General features: G+C 54.5%; 13 protein-coding genes. 7 read left to right on the forward strand and 6 right to left on the reverse strand.

The window, feature by feature from the left end:
* Positions 1-1,034 precede the first annotated feature (1,034 nt).
* The gene (gene htpX, locus AC2FLJ_RS03650) at positions 1,035-1,940 is read right to left on the reverse strand and encodes a zinc metalloprotease HtpX (protein WP_496704459.1); all 906 of its coding nucleotides are present in this window, start codon (positions 1,938-1,940) and stop codon (positions 1,035-1,037) included.
* Between the two features lie 276 nt (positions 1,941-2,216).
* Between htpX and AC2FLJ_RS03655 the strand changes: the two genes are divergently transcribed.
* The gene (locus tag AC2FLJ_RS03655) at positions 2,217-2,636 is read left to right on the forward strand and encodes a hypothetical protein (protein WP_496704460.1); all 420 of its coding nucleotides are present in this window, start codon (positions 2,217-2,219) and stop codon (positions 2,634-2,636) included.
* Between the two features lie 530 nt (positions 2,637-3,166).
* Positions 3,167-4,111 (forward strand): hypothetical protein, encoded by a 945-nt coding sequence (locus AC2FLJ_RS03660; protein ID WP_496704461.1) that lies wholly within the window; start codon positions 3,167-3,169, stop codon positions 4,109-4,111.
* 426 nt (positions 4,112-4,537) lie between these two features.
* Here the strand turns inward: AC2FLJ_RS03660 and urtE are convergent, their stop codons facing one another.
* Genes urtE through urtA form a run of 5 tightly spaced genes read right to left on the reverse strand, consistent with a single transcriptional unit; the run spans position 4,538 to position 10,499 of the window.
* Positions 4,538-5,233, reverse strand: coding sequence for an urea ABC transporter ATP-binding subunit UrtE (gene urtE / locus AC2FLJ_RS03665; protein ID WP_496699864.1), 696 nt, complete (start codon positions 5,231-5,233; stop codon positions 4,538-4,540).
* 3 nt (positions 5,234-5,236) lie between these two features.
* Positions 5,237-5,977: an urea ABC transporter ATP-binding protein UrtD gene (gene urtD / locus AC2FLJ_RS03670; RefSeq protein ID WP_496704462.1), complete on the reverse strand. Its 741-nt coding sequence runs from the start codon at positions 5,975-5,977 to the stop codon at positions 5,237-5,239.
* Positions 5,974-7,203 (reverse strand): urea ABC transporter permease subunit UrtC, encoded by a 1,230-nt coding sequence (urtC, locus tag AC2FLJ_RS03675; protein WP_496704463.1) that lies wholly within the window; start codon positions 7,201-7,203, stop codon positions 5,974-5,976. The genes urtD and urtC overlap by 4 nt, the downstream gene beginning before the upstream one ends.
* A 3-nt stretch (positions 7,204-7,206) precedes the next feature.
* The gene (gene urtB, locus AC2FLJ_RS03680; RefSeq protein ID WP_496704464.1) at positions 7,207-9,159 is read right to left on the reverse strand and encodes an urea ABC transporter permease subunit UrtB; all 1,953 of its coding nucleotides are present in this window, start codon (positions 9,157-9,159) and stop codon (positions 7,207-7,209) included.
* Between the two features lie 59 nt (positions 9,160-9,218).
* Positions 9,219-10,499, reverse strand: a complete 1,281-nt coding sequence (urtA, locus tag AC2FLJ_RS03685) for an urea ABC transporter substrate-binding protein (protein ID WP_109312314.1) — start codon at positions 10,497-10,499, stop codon at positions 9,219-9,221.
* A 396-nt stretch (positions 10,500-10,895) separates the two neighbouring features.
* On the opposite strand from urtA, the gene AC2FLJ_RS03690 reads away from it, so the two are divergent.
* From AC2FLJ_RS03690 to ureC, 5 genes are read left to right on the forward strand one after another with little or no spacing between them, the layout of a single operon-like run.
* Positions 10,896-11,711, forward strand: a complete 816-nt coding sequence (locus AC2FLJ_RS03690; RefSeq protein ID WP_496699861.1) for an urease accessory protein UreD — start codon at positions 10,896-10,898, stop codon at positions 11,709-11,711.
* Position 11,712: 1 nt separating this feature from the next.
* Positions 11,713-12,015 carry an urease subunit gamma gene (locus AC2FLJ_RS03695; protein ID WP_058276342.1) on the forward strand — a complete coding sequence of 101 codons (303 nt, stop codon included), beginning with the start codon at positions 11,713-11,715 and terminating at the stop codon, positions 12,013-12,015.
* 18 nt (positions 12,016-12,033) lie between these two features.
* A complete protein-coding gene (locus tag AC2FLJ_RS03700) occupies positions 12,034-12,195 on the forward strand; it encodes a hypothetical protein (protein ID WP_158506935.1) in 162 nt (53 codons plus the stop codon).
* Complete coding sequence (locus AC2FLJ_RS03705) at positions 12,192-12,524, forward strand: urease subunit beta (RefSeq protein WP_058276343.1); 333 nt, start codon at positions 12,192-12,194, stop codon at positions 12,522-12,524. The genes AC2FLJ_RS03700 and AC2FLJ_RS03705 overlap by 4 nt, the downstream gene beginning before the upstream one ends.
* The gene (gene ureC / locus AC2FLJ_RS03710) at positions 12,499-14,259 is read left to right on the forward strand and encodes an urease subunit alpha (protein WP_282168656.1); all 1,761 of its coding nucleotides are present in this window, start codon (positions 12,499-12,501) and stop codon (positions 14,257-14,259) included. Before AC2FLJ_RS03705 ends, ureC begins: the two co-directional genes overlap by 26 nt.
* The last annotated feature ends 99 nt before the right edge of the window (positions 14,260-14,358 follow it).

A 14,358-nucleotide genomic window follows, 5' to 3' on the forward strand; every position in this document is an offset into this window, starting at 1 on the left:
GACTTCTTGCCGCGGGGTTCGTCACTTTCATCCTGTTGCCTCTCATCTCGGCCGCCGCACGCTCTGTCTCGGGTGACCTGGCCTTTCCAGTGGACTTAGTCTTCGCTCTCGGCATTTTTGGGGCAATAGCTGCCTTCGTGCTCAAAGGACAGACGCCACGAGCCTTGCTCGGTCGCGGTTTGATTTGCCTTGGGACGGCACTCATCGTTACGCCTGTGGGCCTGTCTGTTCTATTCGCGTTTTACCTTTATGACTGGTTGGAAATCGTGACAGGAACGGCTGTTCAGCAGCCCGGAAACATCGCCGCATCCCTGTTTGGCGGCGTCTTCTTTGCCAATGCTCTCGTCTTGGGATTGGCCTTGGGAAGTGTATCCTTGCTAATTGGGCGCACGCTCATACACGGGCGCTCAAAACCACCTCTCCCACCTTATGAACTTCAATCAGCGGCCCAACCGCTTTGCGATCGGTCATTATGAAACCGCATACCCAAAACCTCGTTCACAGCGACAATCAGGAGTTCGGAACGATGGTTTCAGTTCATATGATTTTTGTCGCGCCGGACGAAGCTCGCTCGACTGTCTTAGAACTGTTGACCCACCCAGAAGGCGTTGAAATTGTTGCGTGCCTACAATTTGAAAACAGCAAAGCAAGTCCTTGACCGCACGCAACCGGAATTGCTTCTGGTCGACGTTGTGCTTCAGGGCATGCGCAGCGCTGACGTTACTTCATACACGTCAACAACCCTTCCGGACTTCTGGATATTCGCGCTTATCCGAGACCGTGTGTACACCGAAACGATGCCAGTGGTGGATCGCTTTCCCACTTATGGTCAATCCTCCCAGCCGGACAGCAACGCCTGAACGTTCCTTCAGATCAAAAAAACGCCCTGTGACATCAAGGGAAAAAATCGAGGCCGGTTTTGAATTACGTCAAAGGAGAGCGTTTGTTTGTGGCGAAGGCTAGGAAAAGCCCTGTCCGCTTAAAGATGACTTCTTCTGACAAGGCCCACTAGAAACAGTTCCTGCATGCGACCTTCACCCCCAAGGGCCAGTCCTGGATGATGGTTTAGTGCTTCGAGTGTTGCTGCTTTCGTCGGCTGCGTTCGACTGCTGGGCTAGCATTCGCAACGCAGCTATCCGATTTGCCGTCGACGGGTGAGTTGAAAACAGCTTGTCACGTGAGTGCGCATGAAGTGGATTGATGATGAACATATGTGCGGTCGCTGGATTTCGCTCGGCAGCATCGTTGTCGATGCTTGCAGCGCCTTGCTGAATACCTTCGAGGGCAGACGCCAATGCCAGAGGTCGACCGCAAATCTCGGCGCCGACGCGATCGGCGGCGTATTCTCTTGTCCGACTAATGGCCATTTGGACCAAACCCGCAGCCAAAGGAGCCAAGATCATCAGCGCAATGGTCCCCACTAGACCAACGGCACTATCCCGTCTTCCACCAAAGAACAGTGCGAAGTTTGCTAGCATCGTAATTGCACCCGCGAACGTGGCAGTTACGGTCATAATCGCAGTGTCATGGTTCTTGATATGTGCAAGTTCGTGCGCGACAACTCCCGCCAGTTCATCCCTTGTGAGGGTCTGTAGCAACCCCGTAGTGACGGCAACGGCAGCGTTGTTGGGATTGCGCCCAGTAGCAAATGCATTGGTCTGGGGTTTTTCAATCAAATACACAGCGGGCTTTGGCATGCCCGCGTTCTTTGCAAGATCCCCGACCATTTGAGACAACCCCGCATGGTCACCAGATGAAACTTGCCTTGCGTTGTGCATGCGAAGGACCATTTTGTCTGAGTTCCACCAGGTAAACAGGTTCATGCCTGCTGCCAGCACCAATGCGAACAGCATGCCGCCCGCTCCTGCCAGAAGGTATCCCAACCCCATGAACAAGGCCGTCATTGCGGCTATCAATAGTGCAGTCTTCGTATAACCCATTCGAAGCAGACCTTTACGCGGCTCATACATGATGTGTGATCAATACGTTCATGTTGCAATGATTGTCGCCTCGATCTGCGGCATTGTGGACTTTCACGCTGAGCAGATGACGATTTTCCCTCGAACTGATTTTAAATTAAATCATTTATATTCAGCAATATGAACCTGAACCCTCACTAAAGATCGTGCTGCAATGTGTGAACAATCTTACTTTCAAGAAGTTGGGTTTCTGACAGTATGGACTTGTGTGTTTCAACAAGTGTTGTTGGTTAGAAGATGTATTTTACCAAGTTCGAAGAACCGTTTTGCGCGGTCGATGACATCCGCAAAGATGAGTTTGCCCGGAAATATCCGTTGCTGGACAATAGATCTGTTCATGCGCAGTGGAAGAAAGGTTCCTGGCAAATCACGCGAATAGGTGAGATCTGGAAGAGGACCGGAAAGGTCTTTTCTGTCCCATATGAAGGCATCGACGCGTACCCATCTTTCCAGTTTGCAGAAGACGGCACTCCGCTTCCTTTGATGGAAACTGTGTTAAAGGCGCTGCCGGCCGATTTGACGCCCTGGCAACGAGCTTTTTGGATGACCTCCGCTAAGGCTGAACTTGGAGGAGGCAATCCCGCGAACTCAATTCAAACTGACGATAACCGTGTGGTCGGCGTGGCAAGTAAATTCGGTGAAGATTTCCTCAACTAAATGAGTTCCCATCAAGAAAATTCGACTACAGGTGGGATTTCCTGCTGATTGATTACCGTCCCTATTAACGGAGCCACAATGCTTTTCGAGCAAGACCTTAGATTGGCCGGCCTATCCAAGCCATCGCCATGTTGGGCTTGAGCAAAATGACCTCTTCTCCGCGTTGAATTTGAAGTGAGTGCAACTGCGGAAGATTACTTACCGCATCATTCAGCGTCACCGTTTGTCCCCGCGCAATGTGCGGATCAGCCATTGCGGTTACCAACAGAGACTTTCGGCGATTAGTCATGGCATTCACTTGGAAGTCGACCTCCGAGTGTCCAGACACCTATTCAACGTCGCAGCACTTTTGTTCAATATGAACGACAAGCCCCTCGAAACGCAAAACGGGATTTGAGGCAACAGGAAGCTTCGTTTGTACACTTGGCTGGCATCCGATTGCATGGGATTTGTGGTAGACTGGCCCCGAGGACATTCTAGCAGGAGATCTCCCGGTGCTACCGAATTCACTCCGTCTTGCACTCTCCGCCATGACAATTGCCATCGCGGCAGGCGCCCTGCCCGACCGGGTTGAAGCGATAACACAAGATGTCCCGGCGTGGTTACAAAAGCACGTGGGTACGGGTGACGGGCAAATCGCCCCGATCGTTTTGAAAAGGGCGCGAGCGCTTTACAAAGAGAAAGTACGTCGAGGCGAGGTAAGGAACCCCTGCTATCTTGCCAAAGATGCAACCCGCCCAAGTACCACAAGAAACGGCAATCCCGGCAAGCGGTTTTACGTCATCTGCGAGTCGCAAAAGTCCTTTCGAGCAGTCTCGTCCGGCTATGGCAATGGTCGAAAACTCAAGCGTGCCAATTTTTCGAATGGTCGGCAATGCGCGAAGAACTTCAGCAATGCAGAAGGATCGAAACTAACCGCCGGCGGTGCCTATGTGACGGCTGAAACCCGCACGTCATTCAAGGGTTACTACAGTCAATCCGGCAAAACGCAGCCGTTCTACCGCACGTTCCTTTTGTTTGATGGTCAAGGAGAAACGAGCAATGCCCGGGAGCGCGCTATCGGGGGCCATCCCGCCGTTTTCCTAAAATGGCAATGCAGGTTCAAAAACCCACAAAGCACACATGCAGACAACGACGGCTTTGTCCCCTACGGAAGGCTTGTGAACTACACGGGTGGTCGCAGCAATGGTTGTACAACCTGGTCACAGTCCGCCTCTAAAGAAATCCTGGCGCTTGTAGAAGGGAACCCGACGACCCTCTACATCTACCCAGAATCCAAAGACATTAACGCTGTCGCCAAGGCGGTAAAAAAAGGAAAATCACTATCGCGAGCAGGAGTTTATTGGAACGCAGCTTGCCTACAAGCAATCGGCGCACCAAAGTTTTGGCCCAAGAGCAGCCTCCAACCGATCATAAACAGTTGGAGGGCATCCTTGCCCAAACAACCGCCACTGGAATTGCCGATCTGCAAGTAGATTAAACTTAGCAGGCGAACCTAAGCGCGCTACACTCACGCGTTTTTGCTTCGGTCTTAACGAAAACGTATGCGCGTATTTGTCAAACGTCCTCTTGGGGGCGGGTAGGCCAATGATCTCTGGGCTGGTTTTGAAGTATCGAAGTGGATTGGTTTTTGTCATCCCACGAAGCTACGAAACCACCCTACCCGCCTCAAGCCGGTTTCCTCTGACAATGCCCAATTTGAACCTCAGTAGTACACGAAGCCAGTTGATCTGTCTGATAGTACACACCCATCAAGACAAGAGGCATCGAACGACAGCATCTCAAAACTAAGCATTTCTTTTTTGAACGTATTGGGAGGATCAAACCATGTCCCCAGCTTCAGTGCAGAACGTGATTTGGGCTTCATGAATCTAATTCGAAGCCAACTACACGGAACAGTGCTAAACTGTTACGGCCTGCAACACTTGATCACGCGTCAGGTCATCTCGTGAGCCTTTGACCAGGATTTCTCCGCGTCGCAACACAACAAACCTGTCAGCAAGATCATATGCGAAGTCGAAATACTGCTCGACTAAGACAATTGCCATTCCGCTCGTCTTTCTGAGGTGCCGGATCACTTCGCCAATCTGTTGGATTATGTTCGGCTGAATACCTTCGGTTGGCTCATCCAGCAGCAGCAGGCGCGGTCTTGTGATCAGTGCACGCGCGATGGCCAACTGTTGCTGCTGCCCGCCGGAAAGGTCGCCCCCGCGCCGGTTCTGCATTTTTTTGAGGACCGGGAACATGTCAAAAATAACATCTGGGACGAAGTGTTCGCTGGCAGGCAGACAGGAGAAGCCTGTTTCCAGATTTTCTCGAACCGTGAGCAATGGGAAAATTTCGCGACCTTGGGGGACATATGCCACACCTTTCCAGGCCATCTGATGAGCAGGTAAGATACCCATTTGCTTTCCGTCAAGCTCCAGTTCGCCACCGGAACGGGGATGCGCCCCTGAGATTGCCTTCATCAGACTGGTTTTTCCGACACCGTTGGTCCCCATGACGCACGTTACTTCACCCTGTGAAGCTTCCATGGAAATCCCGTTGAGGATTTGCGAGTGCCCATAGTGCAAAGTCAGATCGGTCAGCTTCAACATTTTCTAGCGCCCCAGATAGACGTCGATGACGTCCTGATTTGATGTCACGTGATCAAGGCTGCCCTCGGCTAAAACGGATCCTTCATGCAAAACCGTGACTTTGCAGTTCAGGCGCCTGACAAATTCCATGTCATGTTCAACAACCACAACCGCGCGGGTCTTTGCAGCTTGAACTAGCAAGTCTGTGGTGTGTTCTCGCTCTTGCGGGGTCATGCCTGCGGCGGGTTCGTCAACCAATAGCAGACGTGGGTCCTGCGCAAGCAGCATGCCGATTTCCAACCATTGCTTCTGCCCGTGGCTCAGTTCACCTGACTTACGGCTCAGTTCCTGATACAGCCCAATTTCGGTGGCCAGGTCGTCGACCTTCTGCAAATCACTTTTGGACGGACGGTAAAGCAGCACACCAACCCAGCCACGATTTTTCTTTAGCGCCATTAGTAGATTATCGCGCACGGACTGATCCTCAAAAACCGTAGGCTTCTGAAACTTCCGCCCTATTCCCGCCTGCGCGATTTTTGCCTCGGTCATATCCAACAAAGATACGGACTTTTCACCCCATATGACCCGCCCCTCATCTGGTCGGGTCTTGCCGGTGATGATGTCCATAAACGTAGTCTTGCCGGCACCATTCGGGCCAATCACGGAACGTAGCTCTGCGTCACCAATCTGGAAGGACAGGTTGTTGATGGCGCGGAACCCGTCGAAGGTAACCGATACGCCACTTACCTCTAACAAGGTGCTCATAGGCTGGCCTCTTTCTCACGCAAAGCGCCTTCATCGGGTCCCAGATTGGCACCATGCCGATCGGGATGACGCTGGTTGGTATACAAGTCGAACAAACCTCCGATACCTTGCGGAGCAAACAGCGTGACCAGCACAAACGAAACACCCAGCAGCACTTGCCACCAGTCGACCCATTTGATCGTGTAAAAGCCAAGCGGAATATCCGGGGCCTGCCCGCCGGTGAACCAGGTGCTCAGCAGGCTGACAAAAGCCGCGCCGATGACCGCACCATACAGCCGGCCCCGCCCGCCGATAGCGACCCAGACGGCCAGATAGATTGAGGCGATGGGGGCCATCTCCTCGGGGTTGATAATGCCAGCCTGCGGATAATATAGCGCACCCGCGATTGCGGCGATGCAAGCCGTCAGGGTGAAGACAGCCAACTTGTAGGCTTCGACCGAATAGCCGAGGAACCGAACTCGCGCCTCGTTGTCTCGAATGCCGCGCAGGACCGAGCCGAACTTGCCCGACACGATCCATGCCGCCAGCATGTAACCCAGTCCCAACGCCAAAGCCGAAGCCCATAGGAACCAGAGCGAAACAACGTCTTGAGAGACAGTGACACCGGGCAGGTTCTGCAGGCCGGACAAGCCATTGTTGCCGCGCAGCCCGCTGTCGTTCTGAAACAGATACAAAGCCAGAGCCAGCGTCATTGCTTGCGTCAGGATCGACAGATAGACACCGGTCACTCGACTGCGGAAGGCCAGCCAGCCAAAGATCAGTGCCAGCAGGCCAGGCACCACAACGACCAGTATCAACTGCAGCGTCAAGCTGTGCGAAAATGCCCAAATCAGCGGGAATTCGGATGATCCGACTACGCCGAAAATTTGAGTGCCGATGGCGTCCACAACTTCGGCAGGCGTTGGCGGGATGTCGGCTTGTGACAATGACTCGACCACGATCAGCCGAGTGCGTTCGTACATCAGCCACATGCCGATCATATAGCCACCGAGCCCGAAGAAAGCGAAATGGCCTAGTGATAGAATGCCAGTGAAACCCCAAACCAGATCCATCGCGACAGCGATCAAACACAGGCACAGGGTCTTGCCCAGCGTTTTGACGAAACTGGTTGAGATCACACCGATCCCGAACCCTTCGGACAGGACAGTTACACCCAGCGTAAACAGCGACAGGATGGTCAGAAAGACCAGCACAGATGGGTTCTTAGCAACAAAACTACGTTCCATAACTCAATCCCCCGCCGCGCGACCTTTGAGGGCAATAATGCCTCGTGGTCGAAATTGGATGAAAATGATGATGAAGATGATCATGTAGGTTTGCGCCGCGAGGGTGTTCGACGGGTTCATCCACTCGATCCCTTTTTGCAGGAACCCGATCATCCCCGCGCCTGCCAGCGCGCCCCAGATGTTGCCGACACCACCGACAACTACGGTCATGAAACTTTGCACAATGTAGTCGTTGCCCAGATCCGACGTGACTTTGGCGAACAAGCCAATTGCGACCCCGGCAATCCCGGCAATGCCAGAACCCAGACCAAATGTCAGCATATTCACCCTCCCCGGATTGATCCCCATCGACCCCGCCATGCGCGGGTTCTGCGTGACCGCTCGCATCTCAAGCCCCAGCCTTGTCCGTTTCATGATGTAAAGGAACAGCCCCAGAAAAATCAGCGCCAGCACGAAGATCGCAATGCGGATATAGCTGATCGAAACCACATCGTTCATCACCCAAGCACCGTCCAGCCAGCCCGGAGCAGTCAGAGGGCGGGCCTGTGTACCAAAGATGTTCTTCGCCAGTTGCTGCAAGGCAATCGAGATACCAAAGGTCGCCAGCAGTGTTTCCAACGGGCGGGCATAAAGCCAACGGATAACTAGGCGCTCCATGGCGACGCCCATGGCAAACGTGACGGCGAAAGCCATTGGGATGGCAACGATGATCGATACCGTATGGTCGGGAACGTACTGCTGAACGACATAGCCCGTATAGGCGCCCATCATGATAAATTCGCCATGGGCCATGTTGATTACACCCATCACTCCGAAAGTGATGGCCAAACCAATTGCGGCTAGGAAATAAATCGAGGCCAGAGAGACCGCATCCAACGTCAGGTCGAGCGTTTGGTTTAGGCCAACTTTCAGTTCGATCTTCTTTAGCGCTTTTTCGGCAGCGGCGGTTACTTCGACGGACGGCTCGGCATAAGTCTCAAAGAACACATGCGCACCCAGCGCCATGTCGATATCAACCTCAGTTACCAACGCAGGAACAAGTCCGGCTTCGGCCAGAGTGCTGTAGGCTTGTGCGCGCGCAGTATTCTCGTTCAGTTGCGCGACCGGGACACCCCCTACGCGACCACCGTCAATGTTCGCAGCCAAAGCCAGGCGGATGTCGTCAGGCAACACATGGGGCGCAGCCAAGTCACTCGCGACCAACAGGTGGTATGCGTCATCCCGCGACAAGGCGTCTGATCCGGGTTCCAAAATGATGGCGACGTTAACATCCGATGGCAGGTCCGCAGCGGTCTTTCGTGAGGTCACGAGTAACGGGTTCAGCGCCGCGCGGACGTCGACACCCAGATCGTTCGACATTTCTTCAATTGCAGCCACGCGGGCCGCAACGTCTTCGTCATATCCAATCGTCAGCAGCCGTTCGAGCCGTTGCTTCTGGGCCTTCAAATCCACATCTGGCTCATCCTCGATCGAGGCACGAAGAGGTTCGAGCAGTGCGCCCTCGGGATCACGTTGAATGGACTTTAGTGCGGCTAGGCGCTTCTTTCGATCCGGGTCGGTCAACTGAAACTGCACCAGAGCTGTCCCGATCATAGCGCGGACACCGCTGTTGGGTTTCAATTGCTTCAAGTCTGTTTTCTCAAACGTGCCGACCACTTCACCCGTGTCGAAATCGGTCAGTTGATACAACCGCCCTTCGGCCTTTGTTCCGGCAAAGAACAGACCGTCAGACTTGCGCATCCACATGTCTTTGGCGACCCATGTCTCAAGCATCGCCTGCGCTTGCGGCAGCCCACTGGCGGCAAGCGCATCAATCGCCGGTTTGATCGTCTTGCGCGAACTTTTGACAATGATCTCCTGATGATCCTGCAAGATCGGCTGCAGGCCACCCTCTTGCGCGTTGGCGTTCAGGCAGGCGAAGAGAATTGCCAGGCCCGCAAGGAATAGTCTTAACATGTGGTGAAACCCGCGTGTCTTTGGGCAAGGCGGGCGATCACACCCGCCTTGCGTACGATTTAGTAGTTCGACAAAGTCTGAACGCAGCTCTCGGTCTCGGTGTTGTACATACCGCAGCCGAGATCTTTCCAATCCGATTTCAGCACTGCCGATTCAGGCAGGAAGTCGGTCCATGCATCGCCCGGCACAACGTCCGTTTCGCTGATGATGTCGAACTGGCCGTCTTCCTGAATCTCACCAATCAGAACCGGCTTAGCCAGATGGTGGTTCGGCAACATCACAGCAGTACCTCCGGTCAGGTTCGGGAATTCCTGCCCGTACATGGCGGCGCGCACAGCGTCTACTTCGGTCGAGCCGGCTTCGGTCGCGGCATTCACCCACATGTTGAAGCCGATAAAATGCGCCTCCATAGGGTCGTTGGTCACCCGTTCGTCACCCATGGTGGCTTTCCAGGTTTCGACAAATTCGGCATTTACATCAGTATCCGCCGACTGGAAATAGTTCCAAGCCGCTAAGTGACCGACGAGGTTCGCGGTATCGAGACCGGACAGTTCTTCCTCACCAACCGAAAAGGCCACGACAGGAATGTCATCTGCCGAAACACCAGCTGCGGCCAGTTCTTTATAGAAACCAATGTTGGCGTCTCCGTTGATGGTCGAGATCACACCAACCTTTTTGCCATCTTCGCCCAGTGCGACGACGTCAGATACGATCTTGGACCAGTCAGAATGGCCAAAGGGGGTGTAGTTGACGAAGATATCCGCGTCCGAAATACCCTTTTGCTTAAGGTAGCTTTCCAAAATATTGTTGGTGGTCCTGGGATAGACATAGTCCGTGCCGAGCAGAGCGAATTTCTCAACCCCCAGTTCCTCCAGGAAATAATCAGTCGCAGGGATCGCCTGCTGGTTCGGGGCCGCACCGGTGTAAAAGACATTTTTAGAGCTTTCTTCGCCCTCATACTGAACCGGATAGAACAGCAAACCATTCAGTTCTTCGATCACAGGCAGTACTGATTTGCGGCTGACCGAAGTCCAGTTGCCAAAGATCACATCCACCTCGTGGACGGTCAGCAGCTCACGGGCTTTTTCCGCGAACAGCGGCCAATCAGATGCGGGATCCACAACAACGGCCTCAAGCTGCTTGCCCAAAAGACCACCTTTGGCGTTTTGCTGGTCGATCAGCATCAGCATGGTGTCTTTCAGAGTAGTCTCCGAGATTGCCATCGTGCCCGACAGCGAATGCAGCACTCCGACCTTGATCGTGTCTTCGGCAGACAAGGCAGCGGTGGCTATGGCAGCAAAGACAACCGATCCGGCGAGCGTGGATTTGAGCGATTTCATGTAATCCTCCTGGCGGGGCCGGGAGAGAGGGCTTGCGCAAAGGCACACTCTTCTTCTACCTGATCCCCGCAACTGTTGTTGCGTTCCGTGTGGCGGTTGTGTTCGAGGTCCAATTCGCGCAGCCGTCACACACCCCCCGGGTCATTTCCGCGGTGGCACCCATACGGTTTCTGCATTGCAGCAAGGTTGGCAACTTACCTTTAGCCCAATTTGGGAAATCGGCGAGAAGCGCATATTTTTTCATCTAAGTCGGACGTTGCTGTCTAAAATTTAGACACACGATGTGGAAATAAGCAGATTCCGACACTGCAGATTAGTGTTCCGACACTTCAATAGAGAAACAGGTGGCACCAAACGACGCGCTAAAGGTGCCCTATTACACAAGTTGCAGCCATATTGCCCACGCACAGCGCGGTACCGCCACGTGCTGCAGGCACTGTCAGCTTAAGCACCAAGCAATTGGGCAACAGAACTGTGCTGGACAGATTTCGCCAGTCTGGGTCCTTTAAATGCCTGTTCCCCAGAACGATCACACCTGATCTTGATGCGGTTCTTCTGAACACGGCGGGCGGCGTGACCGGAGGCGATTCATTCCGATTTTCTTGCAAGGCAGCAAAATGCACGGCGCTGACTTTGACGACACAAGCCTGTGAGCGCGCCTACAAAGCCCAGCCCAAAGAATTGGGCCAGATTACAAACCATTTGACGGTTGAGGATGGCGCCCGGCTGAACTGGCTGCCGCAGGAAACCATCCTGTACAACGGCAGTGCTTTGGACCGACGCCTCAGGATCGACATGGGGCTTGATGCTGAAATGCTGATGGTCGAGCCGCTGGTCTTTGGGCGCATTGCCATGGGCGAGACGCTGACCGGCATCCGCTTGCGCGATAGAATCGAGATTCGCCGCGAGGACACGCCAGTGTTTCTCGAGGCGATCAGGTTCTCAGGTGATTGGCATACGCATTTGTCCAAGCCGCATATTGCGAACGGCGCAGGGGCGATGGCGCTAATCGTCTTAGCGTCGAGTTCCGCCGAAGGTCATCTAAAACCTGTCCGGGAAATGCTACCGGACACCGCCGGTGCAACCCTGATCCGGAAAGACCTATTGGTCATTCGCATTCTGGCGGACAACAGCTTTGCTCTGCGGCGAACGCTGATACCAGTTCTACGCCGACTGAACAAAGACACTTTACCCCGATGCTGGATGCTCTGACATGAACCTGACCCCTCGAGAAAAAGACAAACTGCTGGTCGCCATGGCCGCCGAGGTCGCTCGAAAACGGCTGACCCGCGGCGTTAAGCTGAACCACCCCGAGGCCATTGCGTTGATAACCGACGCCGTGGTCGAAGGCGCGCGCGATGGCCGTTCGGTCGCGGACATGATGCAAGCCGGGGCTGAAGTGATCTCCCGTGACCAATGCATGGAAGGCGTGCCCGAGATGATCCACGAGGTACAGGTCGAAGCCACTTTCCCGGATGGCACAAAACTTGTGACTGTCCACAACCCCATTCGCTAATTTCTAAAGGAGTTCTCCATGAACCGTATGCTGTTTCCCGCTCTCATTCTGGCTGGTCCGGCCATGGCCCATTCGGATACCCAAGTTCACGCTCATGGCAGTGATTACGCCGCGCTCGCAGTTGGGTTGGCTTTGATTGCGGTCATCGCCATTACCGTGATTTTGAAGCTGCCGAAATGATCCCGGGTGAGATTATTCCGGCCGAAGGCTCACTGACGCTGAACGCAGGACGCAGCAGCCGTCTTGTTATTGTCGCCAATACCGGCGACCGACCAATACAGGTCGGCAGCCACTACCATTTTTCCGAAGCAAACCCGGCTCTGGATTTTGATCGGTATGCAGCTTTGGGTATGCGGCTGGACATCCCGGCGGGCACTGCGGTGCGATTTGAGCCAGGGCAAACTCGCGAAGTTATGCTGGTGCCATTTGAGGGGCGCCGGCACATCTACGGTTTCAATATGCATATCATGGGGGCTTTGAAAGATGCCGGGCAAGATCAGTCGGAGTGACTATGCCTCCATGTTCGGCCCCACGGTCGGCGACAAAGTACGATTGGCAGATACCGATCTGATCATCGAAGTAGAAAAAGACCTGATCGTGGAGCGCGCAACGACTGCGCGTTTCAGCGAGACCGGCCACCGCGAAGATGTCTATGGTGAAGAGGTTAAATTCGGTGGTGGCAAAGTCATTCGCGATGGGATGGGGCAGTCACAGGCCACGCGAGCCGAGGGGGCCGTGGACACGGTGATCACCAATGCTCTGATCGTGGATCACTCGGGTATTTACAAGGCGGATGTCGGCCTAAAGGACGGGCGCATCGCCAAGATCGGCAAAGCCGGAAATCCGGATACGCAGCCCGGTGTAGACATCATCATCGGCCCCGGCACAGAGGCCATCGCTGGCGAGGGTCGCATCCTGACGGCTGGCGGGTTCGACAGCCATATTCACTTCATCTGCCCTCAACAGATAGAGGACGCGCTGCATTCTGGCCTGACGACCATGCTCGGTGGCGGCACTGGCCCGGCACATGGCACTCTGGCGACCACATGCACACCGGGCCCATGGCATATCGGCCGGATGTTGCAGGCGGCAGATGCTTTTCCCATGAATCTTGCTTTTGCGGGCAAGGGAAATGCTTCGCTTCCCGCGGCTCTGGAGGAACAGGTCAGAGCCGGAGCTTGTGCTCTGAAACTGCACGAGGACTGGGGCACGACCCCGGCAGCCATCGACTGCTGCCTTTCGGTCGCTGATGCGATGGACGTTCAGGTGATGATCCACACCGACACGCTCAACGAATCCGGGTTTGTTGAAAATACAGTTGCCGCGATAAAGGGCCGTACTATCCACGCTTTCCATACCGAAGGCGCGGGCGGCGGCCACGCCCCCGACATCATCAAAATCTGCGGTGAGGACCATGTCCTACCCTCCTCTACCAACCCGACGAGGCCCTTTACAGTGAACACGGTAGAGGAACATCTCGACATGCTGATGGTCTGCCATCATCTGGACAAATCCATCCCCGAGGACGTGGCCTTTGCTGAAAGCCGCATCCGGCGTGAAACCATCGCGGCTGAAGATATCCTGCACGACATGGGCGCGTTCAGCATCATCGCGTCCGACAGTCAGGCTATGGGCCGCGTGGGCGAGGTGTTGATCCGTACGTGGCAAACGGCTGACAAGATGAAGAAACAGCGAGGCCGCCTGCCGGAGGAATCCGGTGACAACGACAACCTGCGCGTTCGCCGTTACATCGCCAAGTACACGATCAACCCTGCCGTAGCCCATGGCCTCAGCCACGAGATTGGCAGTATCGAGGAAGGAAAACGCGCCGACCTGGTCCTATGGGACCCTGCCTTTTTTGGAGTGAAGCCTGAGATGGTTTTGCTGGGCGGCACCATCGTTTGTGCACAGATGGGTGATCCGAATGCTTCGATTCCCACCCCGCAGCCGGTTTATAGTCGGCCAATGTTCGGTGCCTATGGTCGATCCGTTGAAAACTCGGCCATCACCTTTGTTTCGCAAGCCGCGCTGGCGGACGGGATCGGTGATACACTTGGATTGGCAAAGCAGACCGTCGCTGTCCAAAACACGCGAGAGATTGGCAAACAGGATCTTCTGCTCAACAACGCGACACCTCATGTCGAAGTTGATCCAGAAACCTACGAAGTCCGGGCAGATGGCGAATTGCTGACCTGCCAACCCGCCGAAGTGCTGCCAATGGCACAGCGATACTTTATGTTCTGACTAAAAATTATGCTGCATTGCACCGCGCGCAAGGCAGAAATGACCAAACACCCACTTCAAAGTGAGGCCGATATGACAGATATTAATGCCCAAGGGAGG

Source organism: Ruegeria sp. CDSA034 (assembly GCF_059612275.1).